The organism is Variimorphobacter sp. HTMS_6 (assembly GCF_059717775.1).
The window spans coordinates 526,418-549,639 of the sequence record NZ_AP046094.1; the positions used below are offsets into that span (position 1 = coordinate 526,418).

Consider the following 23,222-nt stretch of genomic DNA (forward strand, 5'->3'; position numbering starts at 1 on the left):
TCTTATTTAATAACTTAGTTATGAATGGAGATATTGAATGTATAGGATGAGTTGATATATTAAATGAATATATTGAATCGATAGGATGAGTTGATATTAATTATGGAGGTAACATGAAGAAACAGGTACAAGTGAAGCAGCTTAAAACAGACATTTTAATCATCGGTGGCGGAACCGCCGGTTGCTATGCTGCATTAACAATTAGAGAACATTCAATGGCCTCCGTCCTAATAGTGGAAAAGGCAAATATTAAGCGTAGCGGTTGTCTCGCCGCAGGAGTGAATGCAATCAATGCTTATATCGTAAAGGGTAGAACACCGCAGGATTATGTAGATTATGCAAAAAAGGATGCAGATCAAATTGTTAGAGAAGATTTGCTTCTTACGATGAGTGAAGGCTTAAACCGCGTGACGAAGAAGCTTGAGGATTTGGGATTGGTAATTCTAAAGGACGAAAATGGTGAATATGTCGCAAGAGGGAATCGAAACATTAAAATAAACGGAGAAAACATTAAGCCAATTCTGGCTGATGCCGTATACAATCTTGAAGATGTAGATGTACTCAATCATGTAAATGTGATCGATTATATCGTTAAGGATAACCGTATTCTTGGTGCATATGCCATCAGCATAGAGGATGAGGTGCTTTATGAAATTAGAGCCAAAAAAGTAATCTGTGCAACCGGAGGAGCCGCCGGTTTATACAAACCCAATAATCCCGGTTTTTCCAGACATAAAATGTGGTACCCGCCATTCAACACCGGAGCCGGTTATGCAATGGGGATCCGCGCAGGTGCAGAGATGACTACCTTTGAGATGAGATTTATCGCACTGCGATGTAAGGATACCATCGCACCTACCGGAACCATTGCACAGGGGGTAGGAGCAAAGCAGGTGAATTCCCTCGGTGAGGTTTATGAGACAAAATACGGAATTACTACCTCGGAACGAGTATATGGAACAGTAAAGGAGAATCAGGAGGGTAGAGGCCCCTGTTATCTACGAACAGAAGGAATCACCCCTTCACAAGACGCAGAATTAAAGAAAGCTTATCTTAATATGGCACCGAGCCAGACGTTAAAATGGATCGAGTCAGGGAAAAATTCAAGTGAGCAGAATGTTGAGATTGAAGGAACAGAGCCTTATATCGTCGGTGGTCACACAGCAAGTGGATATTGGGTCGATACAAACAGACGTACCACAATTGAAGGACTCTATGCAGCAGGAGATGTAGCGGGAGGATGTCCTCAAAAATACGTAACCGGAGCATTGGTGGAAGGTGAAATCGCAGCTATAGCAGCGGTGAAGGATCTAAGTGAGTCGGAAAATACAGAATATGTGGCAAAACTAGAAAGAGAATTATTAACGAAAGCTGTTCAGGAGGAAGTGGAAGGAATTCTAAACTATGAGAATCCGATCTATACAACCGCTCAGCTTGAAGAAGCGATGCAAAAGGTGATGGATACATATGCCGGTGGTATCGGTAATAATTATCAGTTCAATGAAAAACAGCTTAAGATTGCAGATGAGAAGATTGACCAAATCATAAAACTGAGCAAGCACCTACATGCACAGGATATGCATGAATTAATGTTCGTATATGAGCTTAGGGAACGATTGGTATTATGTAAATCGGTAATTGCGCACCTTAGAGCAAGAAAAGAAACTAGATGGCATAGCTTTGCAGAGAATCTGGATTATCCGAATAAGAGTGATCAGTGGTTAAAATATGTGAATTCAAAATTGGTGGACGGAGAACTTAAAATCATATTTAGAGAATTGGTTGAACAGGGGGTACAGTATGAGCATAGCAATTAAGAAGGATACCTGTATCGGCTGTAAGAAATGTGTGAATGTATGTCCCGGAAGCCTGATTAAAATGGAAGATAAAAAGGCATTTATCAAATACCCACAGGATTGCTGGGGCTGCTCCTCCTGTATCAAAGAGTGCCCAGTGCAAGCTATCTCTCTCTATCTCGGAGCAGATATCGGTGGAGTAGGAAGTAAACTTACGGTTGAAACCGAAGGAGATATTGTTCATTGGAATATTGAGAAAAGTGATGGAGAAATTGAAGTGATTGATGTGAACCGGAAGGATTCTAATCAATATTAATAGATTGTTATGATAATATGTAAATTTAACTATAGGAGGACATGCGAATGAGTAATTTGACACACCTTGACGAATTAGAAGCTGAAGCAATCTATGTCATTCGAGAAGTGGCAGCGGAGTGTGAGAAACCGGTTATGCTATATTCCATCGGTAAGGATAGCTCTGTTATGCTGCATCTTGCAATGAAGGCTTTCTATCCTGAAAAGCCCCCGTTTCCCTTCATGCATATCGACACAACCTGGAAGTTTAGGGAAATGGTAGAGTTTCGTGACAGAAAAGCAAAAGAGCTTGGAATTGAGATGATTGTTCACAGCAATCAAGAGGGAATTGAACAGGGGATCAATCCATTTGACCATGGTTCTGCCTATACGGATATTATGAAAACACAAGCCTTAAAACAGGGCTTACAAAAATATGGATTTACCGCAGCTTTCGGCGGAGGACGTCGTGACGAGGAGAAATCCCGTGCGAAGGAGAGAATCTTTTCTTTCCGTAATGAAGCGCAGGCCTGGGATCCTAAGAACCAGAGACCGGAGATGTGGAAGTTGTATAACACCAAAATTAATAAAGGGGAGAGCATGAGAGTGTTCCCGATATCCAACTGGACAGAGAAGGATATCTGGCAGTATATTCAGCGAGAAAATATTGATATTGTGTCCCTGTATTATGCAAAGGAGCGCCCGGTAATCTATCGTGATGGCAATATCATCATGGTGGATGATGATAGAATTAAGCTCTTACCCGGAGAGCAGGTTGAGAACAAGATGGTACGATTCCGTACCCTTGGCTGTTATCCGTTAACCGGCGGATGTGAATCCGAGGCGGTTACTCTGGATGAAATTATAGACGAAACCTTAAGCGCTGTATCCTCCGAGAGAACCAGCAGAGTAATCGATAATGAAGCGGCAGGCAGCATGGAGAGAAGAAAGAGGGAGGGATATTTCTAGATGAATGGATTATTAAAGTTTATAACCTGTGGAAGTGTTGATGATGGAAAATCCACTCTGATCGGACATTTATTATATGATTCTAAACTGTTGTATGCAGATCAGGAACGTGCGCTCGAGCTTGATTCTAAGGTGGGTAGCCGCGAAGGTGCAATTGACTATTCCCTCTTACTAGATGGTTTAATGGCAGAAAGAGAACAGGGTATTACGATAGATGTAGCATATCGTTACTTCACAACGGATCATAGAAGCTTTATCGTTGCGGATACACCGGGACATGAGGAGTACACTAGAAATATGGCGGTTGGAGCATCCTTTGCCGATCTCTCAATTATTCTTGTGGATGCCAAGCAAGGCGTATTGGTGCAAACCAGAAGACATGCAAGAATTTGCTCCCTGATGGGAATAAAACACTTTGTATTTGCGGTAAATAAGATGGATCTTGTTGGTTACAGTGAGGAACGCTTTGGGGAGATCAAAAAAGAGATTGACGAGCTAACCACAGAATTATCCTTGGAGGATGTAATAATCATTCCGATATCAGCAACAGAAGGTGATAACCTAACTTCGAAGTCCATAAATATTCCATGGTACACAGGGCAAGCCTTACTCACTCATTTGGAGCAGGTTGAGATTAATCACGCTGAAGATGAGAAGGATTTTTATATGCCGGTGCAAAGAGTGTGCAGACCGAACCATACCTTTCGAGGCTTTCAGGGTCAGATTGAGGAGGGGACGATATCAGTCGGCGATGAGATAATCACCCTGCCTAGCAATGAACGAGCTGTTGTAAAGAGTATCCATGTCACTGATCAGGAAGTACATAGTGCAGGGGAGGGACAGCCGGTAACCATTCAGCTAAATAAAGAAGTGGATGTGTCTAGAGGGTGCGTATTGACGAAAAACCCAAAACTTACGACCTCCAAGCAATTAACCGCAACCATATTGTGGATGGATGATTCCAAACTTTTAGTGAATCAGGACTTTTTTGTTAAAATCGGGACAAAGTTGATTCCTGGTGTAGTTACTGGAATTGAGTATAGGATCGATGTTAATACAGGAGAACATAAAAGCACCGATCACTTAGTGAAGAATGAAATCGCTTCCTGTAACATCATATTGGCTGAGAAAATATCGGTCGATCAGTTTAAATCACATAAGACCTTGGGTGAACTTATACTAATTAATCGTATCACGAATATGACCTCAGCCTGCGGTGTGGTAGAAGATTTTGATCGGGAATCCGGTGATAATAAAGAGCAGAACACCTTCTATTATAATGAATTTCAAGCCAGAGGAGATATATTCGAGGAGTTCTATTATAATCTTGAAAGCTTAACAGTTTCAAAATATAAGCCGGAGGAAAAACGTTATACCATTGACGAGGAGATACCGGTGAAAGGGGACAGCTATCAATATCCTGATGATTTTGATATCTTAGTACTTCGTGATTGGGTGGCAATTAAGGTAAGAAATCGAAAGATAGAGGACATTCAGTCAATTGATGATTTCAAATTTGGCGGTTATCCGATTACGAACGGGAGAGGCTTCGGTGTGGCTGTAACCTCGGAAGGTACGCTTCATGAATTTCTTAAGGAGTATAAAGCAATAGAAGATGGTAATGAGTTGGGATTTACTAAGAAGTGGATACGTCTTGATGTATATCGAAGTATCGCCTTTCACAGTAACTTCTGGGTGATCTAAAGATAATAATGTTATATAAAATAAATGCGATTAAATAAAAACCAATAAATAAAAACCAATAAATAAAAACAGGTGCTCTTATTAACGGAGCACCTGTTTTTATGGCAAGTTGCTAGTGTGATTTGTAGTTGGGGGGAGAATCTCACAAGCGAATTCTTCCTTTTTGTCGGATATTACAGTATAAAACATGGATAAGAATAAAAGACTACATTGTTTTATTCGAGATTAAGCATAGAATAAGTACTGTTGGATATATCGTATTGCTTAAGGAATATGTTTTGCAATTCATAGAAGAACAGACAGAAGGAGGCTTTTTTTATGCCAAATGATTTGACAACAGGGAACCCAATGAAACTACTAATCGGATTTACAGTCCCGATTTTTATCGGAAATATCGTTCAGCAATTGTACTACGTAATTGATTCCGTTATCGTAGGGCAATATCTTGGTGTAAATGCTCTGGCAGCAGTTGGTTCCACCGGATCACTGACCTTTTTGGTAATCGGATGGATTATGGGAATGACTGGAGGATTTTCAATTATTGTTGCGCAACGCTTTGGTGCAGACGATACCGAGGGTGTGAAACATAATGTAGCAATGTCATACTATCTTTGCATTGGGATGGCAGTAATAATGACGGTAGGATTATTGATGGCAAATAGATGGATACTAGAAGTTATGAATACGCCCAAAGAGATATTTGCAGATACCGAACGATTTATCTCAATTATTTATATGGGATTAACTGCAACCGTTGCTTATAATATCTTTGCAGCTATTTTAAGAGCACTTGGAGATAGTAAAACACCTCTTTATTTTTTAGTGCTTTCTTCCGTTCTGAATGTTGCACTTGATTTTCTGTTTATTCCTGGACTGTCCATGGGAGTTGAGGGGGCAGGATACGCAACTGTAATATCACAGGCTTTTGCATCGATTTTATGCTTGATTCATATGTTGAAAAAGTATTCGATTTTAAGAATAAAGAAAGAAGATGCTCATTTTTCTTTCAAAAGTATGAGACGTTTAATCAGTATGGGAGCACCGATGGGGCTTCAATTCTCCATCACAGCAATCGGTACGATGATGGTTCAGGTTGCATTGAATGGATTAGGAACAGTGTATATCGCTGCATTTACGGCAGCAGGTAAGATACAAAATATAATTGTGCAGGCATTTCCCTCCCTTGGTGCAAGTTTGGCTACTTTTGTAGGGCAAAATACCGGTGCACAGAGAATGGATCGTGTGAAAGAGGGAGTAAAAGCAAGTATTATTCTGACAGTTATCTGTGGTTTTATATCTATGACGGCTGTGCTTGTATTCGGGGATTTATTAGTTAAATTATTTGTTCCGGGAAATAGTGCCGAAGTAGTCGATAAGGCACAGATTTATTTTTACGCGGTAGCAGGATTCTATATCCCTTTAGGGTTAATCTTTGTTTATCGTAATGCTCTCCAGGGACTGGGGTATGGTTTTCTGCCAATGATGGGAGGAATCTTTGAGTTATTAGCTAGGGGGTTAGTGGTTGTTGTTCTCACAAAACCGATGGGATTTATGGGAATCTGTCTTGCGAACCCGATTGCATGGGTTTTTGCCTTGATTCCTTTGATTCCGGCTTATTACTATCGAATGAAGATACATAGTCAAGTAAACATTAATTCAGGACTTGAACCGGATGGGGATTTAATCACGAAGCATAGTTGATTCCAGATTCAAAGTATAATAATAAAGTTCTTGTATATGTGAGAATGGTATAATATAATGAATGCAATAACTGAATACATTTAAGGTGTCAGAAAAGCTTATGCTATGTTCTGATGAAAAGGGAAACAGGTGCAATTCCTGTACGAACTCGTCACTGTGATAAGGGAGTTTACGGCAAATATAGTCACTGATAATTTATCGGGAAGGCTGCCGTATACGATGATCTTTTAGCCAGGAGACCTGCCTTAAATGAAGTATTTACAGCCACGAGTAACTGGTTTGGAACGGATAATAGGACTTACTACGTCTATTTTTGCCTCCATGTCACTTGTGACATGGAGGTTTTTTATTTACTAAGACATTGTGAATTATTAATTCATTACTTAAAGAGAGGATAACCATGGATCAAATAGAGTTTGTATTACCAGAGGATATTGAAAGAAAGAGTTTTGAGATTATAACGGAAGAGTTGAAGGAACAGAATATTACGTTGATTCCTGAGCAGGAACCAGTTATAAAGCGAGTAATACATACCAGCGCGGATTTTGAATATGCACATACTTTAGCATTTTCTGAGGGAGCGATTGAGAGAGCAAAGGAATTGATAAAAGATGGAGCTGATATCGTAACCGACACCAATATGGCGTTGGCGGGAATTAATAAGAATGTCTTGGCGCGATTTGGAGGGGAAGCCCATTGCTATATGGCAGATCCAAAGGTGGTTGAGCTTGCAAAGCAAAGGCATGTTACCAGAGCATCGGTCAGTATGGAGATGGCGGCTCAGATTCAGAAACCGGTAATTTTTGCGGTTGGTAATGCACCCACCGCACTGATTCAGCTAAGTGAGATGATACAAAATAATATCTTTCGCCCGGCATTTGTCATAGGTGTACCGGTAGGCTTTGTTAATGTGGTCGCAGCGAAGGAATTAATCCTAAAAACAGATATTCCATATATCGTAAACAGAGGGCGCAAGGGCGGAAGCAACGTCGCAGCAGCGATTTGTAATGCACTACTCTACGAACTCGGAAGGTAGATGAGGGTTAATATGCGTTATGGTTTTACAACCGGAAGCTGTGCAGCAGCAGCCTCAAAAGCAGCAGCATATATGCTCCTAACCGGTCAGGAGAAAAGAACGATTCGAATCGAGACTCCTAAGGGGATTCCTTTTGAAGCACAGATAGAAGAGATTACCAGAGAGGAAACCAGAGTCAGCTGCGCGGTCAGAAAGGACGGCGGGGATGACCCGGACATCACGACCGGGGCATTTGTTTTTGCTACCGTTACCATGGGAAGAACAGAGCTTATGGACGAGAAGAGAAGTGAAGAGATCCTAATTGACGGAGGAATTGGTGTCGGTAGAGTGACAAAGAAGGGTTTGGATCAGCCAATCGGAAATGCAGCAATTAATCATGTTCCGAGAGAGATGATTCTCAGGGAAGTTAGGGAAGTATGTGAGCTTGTGGATTATAAAGGAGGGCTTGTAATTGAGATTTCCGTTCCAGAGGGAGAGAGGCTTGCGGAGAAAACCTTCAATCCAAAGCTTGGAATCATTGGAGGAATCTCCATTCTTGGAACTTCTGGTATCGTGGAGCCGATGAGCAGTCAGGCATTATTAGATACCATCCGAGTGGAGCTGAATGTAAAAAAAGCAGAGGGTTATCAAGAGATTGCGGTATCACCAGGGAATTACGGACTGGAATTTATGAAGAGAACGTATCAATATGATTTGAATAAAAGTGTGAAATGCAGTAATTACATCGGTGATACGATTGATATGGCGGTGGGATTAGGAATTAGGTCGATGCTCCTGACCGGACATATCGGAAAACTGATCAAACTTTCCGGAGGAATGATGAATACTCATTCCAAGGAAGGAGATTGCAGAATGGAGCTGATGGCATCGGCAGGAGTCCAGGCTGGAATTAATGTTAGCGAAGCACAGGCGATACTGAATGCACCAACCACAGAGGAAGGTATTCGAATTCTTATGGAAGCAGGAAGGCTGGAGAAAGCCATGGAAATAGTGATAGATAAGGCATGTTTCTATCTAAATAGACGTGGAGGAGGTAACATTCATATCGAATGTATTATGTACTCGAATGAATATGGAGAGTTGATAAAAAGTAATGGAGCAGAGAAACTTTTATATAGAATAAAGGAAATGGGAGAGTAGGCTATGGTGTATTTTGTCGGAGCGGGAAGCGGTGCAGTTGATTTAATCACAGTGAGAGGGATGAGATTATTGGAAAAAGCGGATGTCATCATCTATGCCGGTTCTCTGGTTAATCCTGAATTACTTGGATATGCAAAGAAAGAATGTGAGATTCACAATAGTGCCAAGATGACATTAGAAGAGGTAATAGAGGTAATTAAGGAAGCAAATCATCTTGGAAAAATCATCGTAAGACTTCATACCGGTGATCCCAGTGTGTATGGAGCAATCAGGGAACAGATGGATATACTCGATGAACTTTCCATCGAGTATGAGACCTGTCCCGGTGTCAGCGCCTGCTTTGGCGCAGCAGCTTCCTTAAATCTGGAATATACTTTACCGGATATCTCCCAAAGCCTGATAATTACCAGGATGGAGGGGAAAACCCCAGTGCCGGAGCGAGAAAGTATAGAAAGCTTTGCTGCGCATGGTGCGACTATGGCTATCTATCTCAGTACCGGGATGTTGAAGGAATTATCTCATCGATTAGTTACAGGTGGATATATGCCAACTACTCCGGCCGCAATTATTTATAAAGCCACATGGCCAGAGGAAGAGGCATACATCTGTACGGTGGATACTTTGGAACAAACAGCTAAGGAACATTACATTACAAAAACAGCATTAATTCTTGTTGGAAATGCAATATTACATCAAAATTATAAACGTTCAAGACTCTATGCACCGGATTTTGAGACAGAGTTTCGGGGAAAACGGATATGAAGATAAGCATAATCAGTTTCACAGATAGGGGTAAGGAGCTTTCAATAAGAATAAAGAGATGTCTAGAAACACCAAAGCTGCAGAAAGAAGTAACCAGAGTAAAAAAAGATAATATTGTTTGCGACAGTGAGCCTTCATATGAGAACATAGAACTCTTAACAAGGAATAACGAAATTCAAAACAATGTATTGATAGATAACGTATGGATTCAGGAATATGAGGAGATTTTGCTCTATACCAAGCATAAGTCCGATATGAATCAGAATGATATAGAAACATTTCCCGCAAATAAATTTATTGAGCGATTGGCAGAAAATAATCACAACTCAACAGATGTATTGCTTCATTTTAAGAATGAACGAGAAGATATAGAAGGGATTTTGGTCAATTTACAGGATGAGACCATCCCTTTTGTGAAGGAAAGTCTCAGTGAATGGACAGAGAAACAATTTTTACACCACCATGCACTAATCTTTATAGGTGCTTGCGGAATAGCAGTTCGTGCCATTGCACCATTTGTACAGGATAAGCTGAAAGATTCGCCGGTGATCGTGGTTGATGAAGGAGGAAGCTTTGTAATTCCGATACTCTCAGGCCATTACGGAGGTGCAAATGAACTGTCAAAGGAGATTGCAGGGAGGATTGGAGCGACGGCTGTTATTACAACAGCAACGGATGTGAACGGACTATTTGCAGTTGATGTATTTGCAAAAAAGAACAATCTTTGGATTAGAAATAGAGAAGGGATTGAGAAGGTTTCCACTAAGATTCTTGCGGGTGAGAAGGTTACGATATCACGTGTGGGTCAATCGGAAGAACAAAATAATCAACTACCGCAGGAACTTAATTGGGAGCCATATGCTCCGGACAAAAAGGTATCCATATTAATATCCCCATACAGTACGGATGAACGGAATGCTGATTTGCTGCTTTGTCCGAAGGCTTTTGTAATCGGAATCGGATGTAGAAAAGGAAAAACCTTTGAAGAACTCGAAGCCTTCATATCAAATCAATTGCAGCAGGCCGGAATTCTATGGGAGGGAGTATATGCGATTGCATCCATTGACCGTAAGAAAGAGGAAGAAGGAATGATTGATCTGGCAAAGCATCATAATCTCCCGTTTTTTACATATGACGCTATCACATTGAATGAGCTGGAAGGAAGCTTTTTATCCTCTTCCTTTGTAGAGGAACAGGTTGGGGTGGATAATGTATGTGAACGGGCTGCTGTTGTTTGCGGTGGTGAAGGAGCTTTCATTAAAATTAAGAAAACAATAGAGAATGGAATGACTGTGGCAATCGCAGAGAAAAGATGGAGTGTAAGATTTGATGAAGCATAATATTGTTGTTGTAGGTATGGGTCCCGGTGTTGAGGAGATGATGACTCCACAGGCACTTCAGGTTCTGGAAGAAAGTGATGTTATTATTGGATATACCGTTTATCTGAACTTATTGGGAGATCGATTTTCTGAAAAAGAGTTTTTGTCCACTCCGATGAAGAAAGAAGTGGAGCGTTGTAGGATGTGCTTTGAAGAGGCACAAAAGGGGAAAAAGGTAGCGATGATTTGTAGCGGCGACGCAGGAGTATACGGAATGGCATCTTTGATGTATGAGGTGGGTAAGGAATATCCGGACTGTGAACTAACCATAATACCCGGTATTACTGCTGCAAACAGCGGAGCGGCATGTCTTGGAGCACCGATCAATCATGATTATTGTGTCATCAGCCTAAGTGATTTATTAACTCCCTGGGAAGTGATCGAGAAGAGATTAAGGGCAGCTGCCGCAGGAGACTTTTGTATCGCTATCTATAATCCCTCCAGCCATAAGAGAGCGGATTATCTGAGCAAAGCCTGCGATATCCTTCTGGAACAGATGGAGGAAACGCGAGTTTGTGGGTATGTGGAGAATATCGGCAGAGAGGGCACGAGAACAGTAACCTGTACGCTGAGGGAACTAAAGGAACACATAGTTAACATGTTTACTACAGTATTTATAGGTAATTCTCAAACCTATGAAGAGGGTGGGAAAATGATTACACGAAGAGGATATCATCTATGAAGAAGATTTTAATATATTCAGGTACAACAGAGGGACGCACCTTGGCACAGCGATTATCGGATAGCGGAATACCTTCCACGGTATGTGTTGCTACAGAATACGGTTCTGTTGTTATGGGAAAGATGGAGGGAGTTACCGTTCGTCAGGGCAGAATGTCATTGGAAGAGATGAAGGATATAAATTGTTCTGGTGAATATGCGGCAGTTGTTGATGCCACTCATCCGTTTGCTACCGTTGTATCGGAAAATATTAAAAGTAGTATGGCTGATAGTTCGTTGCCGTATCTGAGGTTAAAAAGGGATACAAAGGTGGCTCGAAATAACGCAGACGCAAATAATGTAGAGGCACGAATGAAGAAAGAAGAAGCATATATTACCTATTTTCCGAATAGTGAGTCGTGTGAACTGGCGTTAAGAAATATTGAAGGTAATATCTTGTTAACAACGGGAAGCAAGGAGTTGTCCATATATTGCAGGGAGGAAGAGGTTCGCTCCAGAATATATGCAAGAGTGTTGCCCGGTTTAGAAAGTATCACACTCTGTATGGAGAATAAATTGGTTGGTCGACAGATCCTTGCAATACAGGCGCCATTTTCGGTAGCGATGAACGAAGCGATGATTCACGAATATCAAATTCAATGTATCGTAACTAAAGAAAGTGGAATAACCGGTGGCTTTTTCGAAAAGCTGCAAGCAGCTCAAAATTCCGGGATACAGATGATGGTGATTGGCAATCCGGAAAGTACAGAGGGACTTACCTTTGATGAAGTGTGTGAGGAGCTTGAACAAATAATTGGAGTGAAACTGTGGTGTGAAGAATCAGAAGAAGCATATCCTTTCCCGAAATTAGGTTTAGAAATTAATCTAATCGGTATGGGGCCCGGCAATCAGGAGTTATTAACGAAAGAGGCATATGATGCGTTGCAAATGGCAGATATCGTCTTTGGTGCACCGCGTTTGTTGGAGGGATTGAAATCACAACATTCTTATGTGGAGAAAGTCCCTTATTATCTGGCTAAGGATATCATTCCGTACCTGAGAGAGAAATTATCGAATCCGGATCGTGTAGCCGAAAATTTTATTAAGAACGTAGCTATTTTATTCTCCGGAGACACCGGCTTTTATAGCGGAACGGATAAGCTATATCAGGCTTTGATGGAGGAGTTGAAGAAAGATAAACTAGAGGCAAAGCTTAACATTTGTTCGGGAATCTCCTCCGTATCCTATCTCGCTGCTAGACTCGGAATTAGTTGGCAAGATAGTAAGCTAATCAGTATCCATGGAAGAAAGGCAAATGTAATTGATACAGTAAGAACGAATAGAAAAACATTTCTTCTGGTATCCGGTCTTAAGGATATGATAGGGATTGGGAACCAGTTAACACAACATGGAATGGAGAATATTGAAGTATATGCGGGTTATCAACTTTCTTATCCCGATGAAAAGATAAGCAAGATATCACCGTGGGAATGTGCGAAGCTTGAGAAAGATGGTCTTTATATCTGTTACCTATATAACCCGAATCCTTTAAATAAGCCGCTAACGCATGGGCTATCCGATGATGCATTTGAACGGGGTAAGGTTCCGATGACAAAAGAGGAAGTAAGGGAAGTTTCGATATGTAAGTTAGCCTTGCATAAAGAAGCAATTCTTTATGATATCGGTAGCGGAACGGGATCTATCGCAGTGGAGTGTGCAAGATTGAGTGATAGTATTCAGGTCTATGCAATTGAACGAAAGTTAGAAGCAATTCATCTGATTGAAGAGAATCGTAAACAATATGATCTTCCCAATATCACTATCGTGGAAGGGGAGGCACCGAAAGCATTAGAGGAACTTCCTGCGCCAACCCATGCTTTTATTGGTGGAAGTGGAGGGAATTTGAAAGAAATACTGACATTACTTTATCAGAGGAATTCCAGTATGCGGGTGGTAATCAATGCGATTACGCTAGAGACCATCGGAGAAGTGACAACACTTCTGACCACCTTACCAGTTGAGAATGAGGAGATTCTTCAGATGCAGGTGAGCAGAGCTCATAAAGCGGGTGAATATCATCTTATGAAAGCAGAGAATCCGGTGTATATCATATCATTCTCATTTAAGCTGAAATAATAATGATCTACGATAATATGAGGCAATGCTATAAAGTCTGAAAATTAGATTTAACCTTGGAATGTCTTATATGTTTTAAATAATCATTTTATACATTATTTTTTGTTATTTAAATCATTATCTTATAATTGTATCGTCATGTTCAAGCAAAATACAATACAGAAGTCACACAAGAACTGACATGATAACTGACACGATAACAGACACGAGAATTGACACGAGAACTGACAGAAAATCTGTACTGTATTAGTTAGGAAAGGGGCTAAATTATGAGTAAAATGCACAATCAGGTATCCATTGACTACTATGCCTATCAATCAGCCCTAAGAGATTGGAATACTTACTTTAAAGTAGCTTTCGGAGTAGTTGCACTCGTTATTGTAATAGGTTTTAACTCTGTATTCGTTTCTGCCACAACATTAATATATATGTCGATTCTTACGGTGTGGATAGGAAGGATAAGAATTGCAGATTATCTTCGGCTGTTGTTACTTCCTTTTACCTTTATCTTGATGAGCGGCGTGGCAATTGCAGTCTCGTTTACTAATGTAAATGACAGCCTCTTTGTGATGAAGTTATTAGGGATACATATATCCATGACAAAGGATGGATTAGAACTTGCAATCCATACCGGTTTGAAGGCGATTGGAGCAGTCAGTGCACTTTATATGATTACACTTTCTACCCCAATGGGAGAGATCATATCCGTATTTCGCAAAATAAAGATTCCGGTGCTCATCTTGGAACTGATGCATCTGATTTACCGTTATATCTTCATACTCTCTGATATCAATCAAAAGCAGAAGGATGCATCCAGATCAAGACTTGGGTATGTTGATTTAAGAACCTCCCTTCGAACCTTTGGCAGTGAGATGGCAAATTTGCTGATTCTGTCTATTAAAAAGTCAGAGATATATTACGATGCGATGGAAGCCAGAGGGTATGAGGGAAATTGCCTGTTCTGGGAAGAGAGAAGAAGTTTTTCCTTGTTTCAGCTTGCGGTTGTACTTTTATATGCAGGGGTGATATTAATGGTGATTATTTTACGGAGGATATACGGATGAGTGAGGAGATTCTTGAAGTTAAGAATTTGGTTTATGCCTATGAGGAAAACAAAAGAGTACTCAATAACATTACAGTTAAGATATATAAGAGTGAAAAAATCGCAGTGCTTGGAGCGAATGGAGCCGGTAAGTCCACATTTTTTCTAAACTTAAATGGTGTGAGGGAACCTAGGTCCGGTGAGATTAGTTACCGTGGAGAAAGCATCACGAAAAAAACAAGAAATAAATTACGAAGGAATATCGGAATTGTCTTTCAGGATGCGGATAACCAGATTATTGCATCCACGGTAAAGGCAGAAGTGGCATTTGGACCGATGAACATGAAGCTTTCTAGGGATGAAGTGGAAGAAAAGACGATGAGGGCGATTCGGGAAATGAAGCTGGAAGAACTAACTCAGCGACCACCACATTACTTAAGTGGTGGGGAGAAAAAACGGGTAGCGATTGCAGATATTCTGGCGATGGATACGGAAGTGATTATCTTTGATGAACCGACGTCCTCCCTGGATCCGGTCAATGCGCAGATGTTTGAGCAGACTCTTGATAGACTCGAGATGCTGGGGAAAACACTTATAATATCCACACATGATGTGAATTTCGCTTACCGTTTTGCTCAAAGAATATTAGTGTTTCGTGACGGAGAATTAATTGGAGATGGTACGCCAGAGGATATATTTTTGAATGAGGAAATGCTTTATAAAGCGAATCTTAAAAAGCCAGTATATTTGGAAATGTATGAGCTCTTGAAGGAAAAAGGGTTAATTGATGAGAATTCACCTTATCCGAAAAGCCTTGAGGAATTTAAGTATTTATTATAAATATGCAAAATCAATTATATAAAAGGGGAATGAAGATGTCATCAAAACAAAAAAAACTTCTTGTAGCACTGTCAATCCTAGCAGTGAGTATGAGTATTACTCCGGTTGCGAATGCAATGCACATAATGGAGGGATATCTTTCGCCAAAGTACTGCATTGCGTGGGGCGTTTTATGTATTCCGTTCTTGGTTACCGGATTTTTATCATTGAGAAAGAAACTGAATGAGAATCGAAAGAATATTACCTTGCTCGCAATGGCGGGAGCATTTATCTTTGTGATATCCTCGCTAAAGATCCCATCCGTTACGGGTAGCTGCTCCCATATGACGGGAACCGGCTTAGGAGCAATCCTATTTGGACCCACCGCGGTTGGAATTCTTGGAATTATTGTATTACTGTTTCAGGCAATATTGCTAGCTCATGGAGGTTTGACGACCTTAGGAGCAAATACATTTTCCATGGCAATAGCGGGACCACTACTTAGTTTTGGGCTCTATCATTTATGCAAGAAACTGAAGATAAATCGAATGGTATCTGTATTTGTAGCAGCATTTCTAGGAGATTTATTTACATATTGCGTAACCAGTGTTCAGCTTGCGTTAGCCTATCCCTCTGAGAATGGAGGGGTGGCGGCATCCGTGGTGAAGTTCCTCGGAGTATTTGCACCGACCCAACTTCCGCTTGCAATTTTAGAAGGGATAATTACAGTGTTAATCATTATGGCATTGGAGACCTATGCAAAATCAGAGTTAAAAATACTGGGATTTTATAAGGGGGAGAACTAATATGAGTAAGCGTAAGAAAACGGTATTTATATTGATTGTTGTAGCTATATTAATTGCGTTTGTTCCACTTTTTGTTTTAAAGGGAGCTCAGTTTGGTGGCTCCGATGATGCAGGAAGTGTAATGATTGAAAAAATAACCGGTAAGTACGAGCCTTGGTTTACACCAGTCTTAGAAAGGCTGATTCATGGAGAGCTTCCGGGAGAAGTGGAAAGCCTGTTCTTCTGTCTCCAAACAGGAATTGGTGTCGGTATCTTTGCCTTTTGCATGGGACGGTTTGTGGAACGAAAAAAATGGATGGATGGTAAAAAGAACGAATGAAACAGGGAATTCTCATAGTAAGCTTTGGAACGACATATCAAGAAACCAGAGAAAAGAATATTGAAAAAATCGCAGATACAGTCAGTGAACAATTCCCTGATTGGAAGGTATACCAGGCGTATTCTAGTAATACTGTTCGAAGTATATTAAAAAAGAGGGATCAAATAGAGATCCTCGATACAAAGGAAGCATTGCTTCAGATGAGGGATGAGGGAATTACTCACGCAGTAGTACTGCCAACTCATATCATTGATGGAATTGAAAATAATCGGATGAAGCAGTCCATACAGGAGAGTGCTACTTTGTTTGAACAGATAACAACAGCGGGAGTGCTGCTTGATAGCGATGAAGATTATGAACTTACAGCGAAAGCGTTATGGGAGGAAATCATGGCGTATGCCGGAGAGTCCCCAGTCATCTGGATGGGGCATGGTTCTGCACATGAAGCGGATAAAAGTTATGAGAAGCTGGAATTAGAGCTTAGGAATTATTCGGATCAAGAAAACTATATGGCGACCGTAGAGGGTGAAGTTACAATTGAGTCGGTGGTGGAACGATTAAAGGCTGCCTCTTCGGTGAAAGGCAGAATCCTTCTTTTACCATTTATGTTAGTGGCCGGAGATCATGCCACCAATGATATGGCAGGGGAAGAGGATTCTTTCGCAAGCCTACTGAAGCAGGAGGGTTATGAACCGGAATGCTTACTAAGGGGAATCGGAGAATACGAAAGTATACGTGATATCTATATACAACATCTTAGGGAAGCGATGGAAGGAAGTAGGCAGTAGAGCGTGTTGTTATAATATATGTTTATCAATTCATTAATACGATAAAATCAATTAATACACTAATCTATTCAGAAAGGTTTGGACATAAAATGAACGGCAAAGTATATGGAATTGGAGTTGGACCTGGAGATCCCGAGTTAATGACATTGAAGGCACTTAGGTGCATTAGTGAGAGTGATGTTATTGTACTTCCTACAGATCCTAAGGAGGATTGCTACTCCTATCAGATTGTAAAACAGGTGTATCCTCAGATTGACGAAAAGGAGATAGTCTGTCTTCCTTTTCCGATGATTAAGGATAAGGAGCTTCTTAACAAGGCACATGATGACATCTACAACAAAGCCTCGGATTATCTTAGCGAGAATAAAACAGTTGCATTTCTCGTAATTGGTGACCCTTCCATCTATTCCACTTATAATTACATTCACACCAGAGTGTTAAGCAATGGAGGGAAGGCACATATGGTGAGCGGAATTCCTTCCTTTTGTGCCGCCGCAGCCGCGCTGGGTATCTCATTAGGCGATAATACGGATGAGATACATATTATACCCGGCTCCTATGATATTAAACAAACCATGCAACTACAGGGGACGAGAATATATATGAAGTCGGGTAAGAATCTGGCAGTGTTGAAACAGGTATTATCGGAACAGAAGAATACGGAACAACTAGAGGTTTACGCTGTTTCAAATTGTGGTATGGAAAATGAAGTGATAACCGTTGGTCTCGAACAACTGAATCCAGATAGCGGTTATCTGACGCTGGTGATTGTAAAGGAGAGAAATTAAGGAAATTTACCTATATTTGTCTGGTTGAAAAGTAACTCCTGTTAATCCCTCACTAAGTGTCCATAGCTTGGTGGCTTTTTGTGGATCAATTGCCCAAGGAAGAACGCCATAAGGAGATTTATCATCGGTGACTGCATAGGCAATATTGCAGTCTTCACAATAGACACCACCCATTCCATTCAGTTCTTTACTAATGGCGCACCATACAGGAGTGGCAGCTCCTTGTCGGTTGTTTTTAAACTCATCACCGACGTGATGTGGTTTTGATTTCTTCATGAGATTAAGAATAAGGATAACGGGAAGAAAACGCATGATACCATGGATTGCTTTTGTTATGTTTTTTCTAAGACCAGGCTCTTTTCTCTCAAGAGAGGAAATTCCAAGATTAGTGGTTGGAACAAGCCCGGGATGCGCTGCAAATGACCTGACACCATAATCTTTTCCAATACGATCCAGCTCCACGGCAAACAGAACATTTGCCGATTTTGATTGGGCATAAGCCTTCATTGGGATGTATTCATTTGTAAAATAATTGGGATCTTCAAAATTGACACCGCCCCAGCGCTGTGCTCTGGAGGAAACTGCTACGACTCTGGCGCCTTTTGCTTTCACCAAAGCAGGCCACAGTTTAGCTACAAGTTGAAAATGTCCCAAATGATTGGTTGAAAATTGTGATTCATAACCACGAGAATCTCTTTTTAATGGTGGAGCCATGATTCCGGCATCATTAATAAGGATATGAAGAGGTTTTCCTGTGGCTAGGAACTTATCTGCAAAACCATCAATGGATTCCGAGTTCATCAAATCCATGATATCTATCTCTATGTTCGGAATATTTTTTAGTGTTTTCTGTGCTTTCTCCATATTTCGTACAGGAACCAAGACGTTTGCCCCAGCCTTTGCCAGCGCCCTAGTAATTTCAAGGCCTACTCCGGAATATCCACCTGTTACAATGACGTTTTTTCCTCGTAAATCATATTCTTTTGCTATTTCTATCGCTGTAGTTTTAGCACCATATCTGGACTTAATCGGTTGTTGCTTTGTTGTATTTTCCATTCTGATTTCTCCTTTTTTAGTTTTCTTCACGAATTACCCTTCGAATACGGCTTAAAGAGACAGGTGTAATCCCTAGATAGGAAGCAATATGTGTTTGACTGACCCGTTTATCAATACCCGGATAGTCGTTTTTCAAAATCAGATACCGTTCTGTAGCGGATTTTGTTACCAAATTAATTTCACGAAGCATTTTCCTCTTTAGTGCCTCTTCCAGCATGTGGACATAAGCCATCATAAGGCGTGAGTTATTTTGAATTTCCTCCAATAGAACAGATCTATTTATTTCGACCACAGTACATTCTTCGATTGCTTCAAAATTACAGTCATGCGGTTTAACTGTTGTGATGAAGTTAAAGCCATATAAGTTCCCTTCAAATATAAACATATGAGTAAGATCATTTCCTTCAATATCCAAATAATAGCCCCGTATAATGCCTGAGAGCAGTAAGTAGCCTTTGTGATTTGTCGGTATTATTTCTCCCTTTTTATAGTGTATCACTTGATCAAAGTTGAAAAGTCGATCTATAATCTCGGGATTTACATAATTTGAGTATTCTTTTATGACCTGATTGATCATTTTATTAATTCTATCATTCACCCTTTTTCTCCTCCTCACTGTTATGATAGTATGATTGTAACTTCTAAAATTTAAAACTGCATTAACATAAGATAAGTTTATAGAAGTTTTTTAATTTTGGCATGATAGCTTTAATATATGTTCATTAGTCGGTTTTACTATAGTCAAAAATCAGAGAAACAAATATGCTGAAAATCATTCTTATAATTAACTTAGTGAGTTTCTAGAACCAGGAATTGGTTTTGTAATATTTTAATTGAGTCACATACCGGAAATTAATTTTGCATTCAACTTTATAAATAAATTATAATAAAAATGAAAGATAAATGGAATCAACATCGTATTATTGATGAAAGGGGTTGGTGGACATCGATTATATTATGAATAATTGCGTGGTGGAGCAAAACAGAATCTATAGTAACTTTGAAGTGGAATACATGTTTGGGGAGTATGGTAATATGGTATATCGTTTAGCGTGGATAAAAACCAAGAATAAGGAGAAGGCTGAGGATATCTTTCAAGAAGTATTTATTAAATTCATGAAATTAAGTAATAGACTGGAGAGTCAAGAGCATGAAAAGGCATGGATGATTAAAACGACTTTAAATTGCTGTAAGGATTTATGGAAATCTGCATGGAATAGACGTGTTGTCTATGACTATAAACTGAGCGGAACATATGAAGAGAATCTGGTAGATGATTTTGATCATGTCAAAAAAATTGTAATGGATTTATCGGACAAGTATCGCACGCTTATACATCTTTATTACTATGAAGAGTTAGGTATTAAGGAAATAAGTGAACTATTAGCGTTGAATCAGAATACAGTATGTACCAGATTATCCAGGGCAAGGGAATTATTAAAGCGAAAGCTAGAAAAGGGAGGATTTGATTATGAAGTTTAGTGATGTCTATAAATCATCCATGGATCAAGTGGTCGTCCCGCAAAAAGCCGTCGATTGTGTGATCTCTAGCCAATCGTTTGAGGAACAATTAACTTCCCAACAAAAGGGTAGGAAAATACGATGTCAAAAAAGAAATTTGGTTTTAGTTTGCTTAGCCTTATTATGTATTCTCGGTTTTTATAATATAAATAACCTGCGTGTTTTTGCTACCTCAGTTCTCAAAACTTATGAGATTGATTTGGGTTGGAAACGAGCGGAACTTGGAGAACTAACACCTTACAAATTGAATTTAGAATCCTTTATGAAGCGGAAGGATGTCAAAGTGGATGATTTTGGAAATGGTGATGTATCTTATTCAAAGACTTATCAAAATACGGTTGAATTAAAAAAGGAAACCGGAATCAGCATGATATCGAGCGATCTCTTAACAGTTGAAAGTGGTGTGGGTGGAGGAGTATTTGTTATATTTATCCCCAAGCATAAGTTCGGTAAACTAAATGGTTCATTTGATTATAAGAATCAAATGCTTGGTATAGATAGTGTATTTGCGCTAGAGGGGGGAAATGAATCATCGATAGGGTATGGCAATGGAACTGGTGAAAGATATGATTTTACCTATGAAGCGAAGAGTGGTATAAAAGCGTATTTTATAAGATCAAAACCTTATAAAAGCAAAGCCTTTTTCAGAGCCGGTGATATCGTCTATCAGATTGTTTCTACTGAGGTAAATGTTGAGGATATGAAGACTATCATCGATTCCTTTGTGTATTAAGAGAGTAATTGTAATATCTTGCTTGTTTGAATATATTAATTGTCAAAGTATAATTATGGAATGAGGCTTTGCAAATGATTCTCAAGACATTCCGTCCTATCTATGTTATGATAATACTTCAAAGCGAATAAAAGAGTATATGGAATGGATGAGGAACAAATGAATAATCAAGGTTTTCAATTATATAAATTAAGCGATGAGATAAAGAATGCAATCGATAAATTGGGGTACAAGGAGCCGACACCGGTACAACAGGGAGTAATCCCGTATGTCCTAGAAGATAAGGATGTTATCGTGAAGTCACAGACTGGAAGCGGTAAGACCGCGGCATATGCAATACCAATCTGTGAGCAAGTGGATTGGCTAGAGAATAAGCCACAGGCCTTAGTTCTGACCCCAACGAGAGAACTGGCAGTACAGGTGAAGGAAGATTTTACGAACATAGGCAGATATAAGAGAATCAAGGCGATTGCAGTATATGGCAGGCATTCTTTTTCGGCTCAAAAACTAGAGTTAAAGCAGAAAAATCATGTGGTCGTTGGAACACCTGGACGTGTGTTGGATCACCTAGAAAGAGGGACATTGAACTTACAGTCCATTCGGTACTTGGTGATTGACGAAGCGGATGAGATGCTGAATATGGGTTTTATCGATCAGGTGGATGCAATTCTAAAGCATGTGCCGGAAAGCCGTATCAATATGCTATTCTCCGCCACACTGCCTTATAGAATAAAGAAATTAGCAAGTGCATTTATGAAGGCTCCGGTAGAAATTGAGACAAATCGCGAAGAGATAACAGTAGAGCATATCGAACATGCACGTTATCAAGTTGATGCGGAGGAGAAACTTTCTGTCTTGGTGGATGTGACAATCATAGAAAATCCGGATAGCTGCATTGTCTTTTGCAGCACGAAGGAAGGCGTGGAGGAAGTTCATAAAAAACTACAAAGTTTGGGCTATCCGTGTAATAAGATTCATGGTGGGATGGAGCAGGAAGATCGTCTAAAAACGATGAAAGCATTTAAGAGTGGAGCATATCGTTACTTGATTGCAACGGATGTGGCAGCAAGAGGAATTGACATTGAGAACATATCCTTGGTCATAAACTATGATGTACCATTGAAGAAAGAAACTTATGTTCATCGTATTGGAAGGACGGGCAGAGCCGGAGCAAATGGAAGAGCGATTACTTTTGTAACCTCACGTGAAGAGCGATATATGGAGATGATAACGGAATATATCGGCTTTGAGATTCCTATGTTAAGTAAACCGAGTAAAGAAATCGTAAATCAATGTCAAAACGAGTTTAATGCAAAATCTTTAAAAAAGCCGGTACGAAAGAAAGAAAAATCGGAACAATTAGATCGAAATATTGCTACCCTCTACTTTAACGGTGGAAAGAAGAAAAAACTTAGGGCAACTAATTTTGTAGGCGCAATCTCGAATATTGATGGGGTAAGTGCGGATGATATCGGGATTATAACGATTTCTGATACACTCACATACGTAGATATACTGAATGGGAAAGGTCAGATTGTGTTAAAAGCGATGCAACATACAACCATCTGTGGAAAACAGCTAAAGGTGGCTGTGGCGAAGAAGAAGTAAGATTTTCATTGTAAATATTTTATATTGTAATTTGTATTTGGAGGATGTCTTTTCATTAAAATTCATAATTATTAAAAAAACATATAAAATATACTTGACAAATATGTAATAACAGAATAAACTCATAAACATATTATACATATATAATAACTATGGCATTAAAGA

Annotated in this window: 22 protein-coding genes and 1 riboswitch; of the genes, 20 read left to right on the forward strand and 2 right to left on the reverse strand. The window is 39.9% G+C overall.

Annotation, left to right across the window (positions count from 1 at the left end):
* The first annotated feature begins 113 nt into the window (after positions 1–113).
* The 17 genes from AC6IWN_RS02340 (at position 114) to cobI (ending at position 18,139) form a co-directional block, all read left to right on the forward strand.
* Positions 114–1,817 (forward strand): adenylyl-sulfate reductase subunit alpha, encoded by a 1,704-nt coding sequence (locus AC6IWN_RS02340; RefSeq protein ID WP_497990680.1) that lies wholly within the window; start codon positions 114–116, stop codon positions 1,815–1,817.
* Positions 1,801–2,112 carry a ferredoxin family protein gene (locus AC6IWN_RS02345; RefSeq protein ID WP_497990682.1) on the forward strand — a complete coding sequence of 104 codons (312 nt, stop codon included), beginning with the start codon at positions 1,801–1,803 and terminating at the stop codon, positions 2,110–2,112. Before AC6IWN_RS02340 ends, AC6IWN_RS02345 begins: the two co-directional genes overlap by 17 nt.
* A 47-nt stretch (positions 2,113–2,159) precedes the next feature.
* A complete protein-coding gene (gene cysD, locus AC6IWN_RS02350) occupies positions 2,160–3,059 on the forward strand; it encodes a sulfate adenylyltransferase subunit CysD (protein ID WP_497990684.1) in 900 nt (299 codons plus the stop codon).
* A complete protein-coding gene (locus AC6IWN_RS02355; RefSeq protein WP_497990686.1) occupies positions 3,060–4,763 on the forward strand; it encodes a sulfate adenylyltransferase subunit 1 in 1,704 nt (567 codons plus the stop codon).
* Between the two features lie 318 nt (positions 4,764–5,081).
* The gene (locus tag AC6IWN_RS02360) at positions 5,082–6,464 is read left to right on the forward strand and encodes an MATE family efflux transporter (protein ID WP_497990688.1); all 1,383 of its coding nucleotides are present in this window, start codon (positions 5,082–5,084) and stop codon (positions 6,462–6,464) included.
* 66 nt (positions 6,465–6,530) lie between these two features.
* A riboswitch (cobalamin riboswitch) is annotated at positions 6,531–6,726 on the forward strand.
* Between the two features lie 138 nt (positions 6,727–6,864).
* A complete protein-coding gene (locus tag AC6IWN_RS02365; RefSeq protein WP_497990690.1) occupies positions 6,865–7,500 on the forward strand; it encodes a precorrin-8X methylmutase in 636 nt (211 codons plus the stop codon).
* A 12-nt stretch (positions 7,501–7,512) separates the two neighbouring features.
* The gene (cbiD, locus tag AC6IWN_RS02370; RefSeq protein ID WP_497990691.1) at positions 7,513–8,640 is read left to right on the forward strand and encodes a cobalt-precorrin-5B (C(1))-methyltransferase CbiD; all 1,128 of its coding nucleotides are present in this window, start codon (positions 7,513–7,515) and stop codon (positions 8,638–8,640) included.
* Between the two features lie 3 nt (positions 8,641–8,643).
* Positions 8,644–9,402 carry a precorrin-4 C(11)-methyltransferase gene (gene cobM / locus AC6IWN_RS02375; RefSeq protein ID WP_497990693.1) on the forward strand — a complete coding sequence of 253 codons (759 nt, stop codon included), beginning with the start codon at positions 8,644–8,646 and terminating at the stop codon, positions 9,400–9,402.
* Positions 9,399–10,742, forward strand: coding sequence for a cobalt-precorrin 5A hydrolase (locus AC6IWN_RS02380; protein WP_497990695.1), 1,344 nt, complete (start codon positions 9,399–9,401; stop codon positions 10,740–10,742). Before cobM ends, AC6IWN_RS02380 begins: the two co-directional genes overlap by 4 nt.
* Positions 10,732–11,463 (forward strand): precorrin-3B C(17)-methyltransferase, encoded by a 732-nt coding sequence (gene cobJ / locus AC6IWN_RS02385; RefSeq protein WP_497990697.1) that lies wholly within the window; start codon positions 10,732–10,734, stop codon positions 11,461–11,463. Before AC6IWN_RS02380 ends, cobJ begins: the two co-directional genes overlap by 11 nt.
* On the forward strand, positions 11,460–13,577 hold the full coding sequence (gene cobK, locus AC6IWN_RS02390) for a precorrin-6A reductase (protein ID WP_497990698.1): 2,118 nt from the start codon (positions 11,460–11,462) through the stop codon (positions 13,575–13,577). The genes cobJ and cobK overlap by 4 nt, the downstream gene beginning before the upstream one ends.
* A 269-nt stretch (positions 13,578–13,846) precedes the next feature.
* Positions 13,847–14,641: a cobalt ECF transporter T component CbiQ gene (gene cbiQ, locus AC6IWN_RS02395; RefSeq protein ID WP_497990700.1), complete on the forward strand. Its 795-nt coding sequence runs from the start codon at positions 13,847–13,849 to the stop codon at positions 14,639–14,641.
* The gene (locus tag AC6IWN_RS02400) at positions 14,638–15,459 is read left to right on the forward strand and encodes an energy-coupling factor ABC transporter ATP-binding protein (RefSeq protein ID WP_497990702.1); all 822 of its coding nucleotides are present in this window, start codon (positions 14,638–14,640) and stop codon (positions 15,457–15,459) included. The genes cbiQ and AC6IWN_RS02400 overlap by 4 nt, the downstream gene beginning before the upstream one ends.
* Positions 15,460–15,494: 35 nt before the next feature.
* Positions 15,495–16,244 (forward strand): energy-coupling factor ABC transporter permease, encoded by a 750-nt coding sequence (locus tag AC6IWN_RS02405; RefSeq protein WP_497990703.1) that lies wholly within the window; start codon positions 15,495–15,497, stop codon positions 16,242–16,244.
* Between the two features lies 1 nt (position 16,245).
* On the forward strand, positions 16,246–16,563 hold the full coding sequence (locus tag AC6IWN_RS02410) for an energy-coupling factor ABC transporter substrate-binding protein (RefSeq protein ID WP_497990705.1): 318 nt from the start codon (positions 16,246–16,248) through the stop codon (positions 16,561–16,563).
* Positions 16,560–17,351 (forward strand): sirohydrochlorin cobaltochelatase, encoded by a 792-nt coding sequence (locus tag AC6IWN_RS02415; RefSeq protein WP_497990707.1) that lies wholly within the window; start codon positions 16,560–16,562, stop codon positions 17,349–17,351. The genes AC6IWN_RS02410 and AC6IWN_RS02415 overlap by 4 nt, the downstream gene beginning before the upstream one ends.
* A gap of 89 nt (positions 17,352–17,440) precedes the next feature.
* Positions 17,441–18,139 carry a precorrin-2 C(20)-methyltransferase gene (gene cobI, locus AC6IWN_RS02420; RefSeq protein WP_497990709.1) on the forward strand — a complete coding sequence of 233 codons (699 nt, stop codon included), beginning with the start codon at positions 17,441–17,443 and terminating at the stop codon, positions 18,137–18,139.
* Between the two features lie 6 nt (positions 18,140–18,145).
* Here cobI and AC6IWN_RS02425 read toward each other — a convergent pair whose 3' ends face one another.
* Together AC6IWN_RS02425 and AC6IWN_RS02430 are read right to left on the reverse strand one after the other, a co-directional pair.
* Positions 18,146–19,195 carry an SDR family NAD(P)-dependent oxidoreductase gene (locus AC6IWN_RS02425; RefSeq protein WP_497990711.1) on the reverse strand — a complete coding sequence of 350 codons (1,050 nt, stop codon included), beginning with the start codon at positions 19,193–19,195 and terminating at the stop codon, positions 18,146–18,148.
* Between the two features lie 16 nt (positions 19,196–19,211).
* Complete coding sequence (locus AC6IWN_RS02430; protein ID WP_497990713.1) at positions 19,212–19,793, reverse strand: Crp/Fnr family transcriptional regulator; 582 nt, start codon at positions 19,791–19,793, stop codon at positions 19,212–19,214.
* 359 nt (positions 19,794–20,152) lie between these two features.
* Between AC6IWN_RS02430 and AC6IWN_RS02435 the strand changes: the two genes are divergently transcribed.
* The 3 genes from AC6IWN_RS02435 to AC6IWN_RS02445 all read left to right on the forward strand — a co-directional run bounded on the left by AC6IWN_RS02435 (position 20,153) and on the right by AC6IWN_RS02445 (position 23,057).
* Positions 20,153–20,677: a sigma-70 family RNA polymerase sigma factor gene (locus tag AC6IWN_RS02435; RefSeq protein WP_497990715.1), complete on the forward strand. Its 525-nt coding sequence runs from the start codon at positions 20,153–20,155 to the stop codon at positions 20,675–20,677.
* Positions 20,667–21,449, forward strand: coding sequence for a hypothetical protein (locus AC6IWN_RS02440; RefSeq protein ID WP_497990717.1), 783 nt, complete (start codon positions 20,667–20,669; stop codon positions 21,447–21,449). The genes AC6IWN_RS02435 and AC6IWN_RS02440 overlap by 11 nt, the downstream gene beginning before the upstream one ends.
* Before the next feature lie 144 nt (positions 21,450–21,593).
* Complete coding sequence (locus tag AC6IWN_RS02445) at positions 21,594–23,057, forward strand: DEAD/DEAH box helicase (RefSeq protein WP_497990719.1); 1,464 nt, start codon at positions 21,594–21,596, stop codon at positions 23,055–23,057.
* The last annotated feature ends 165 nt before the right edge of the window (positions 23,058–23,222 follow it).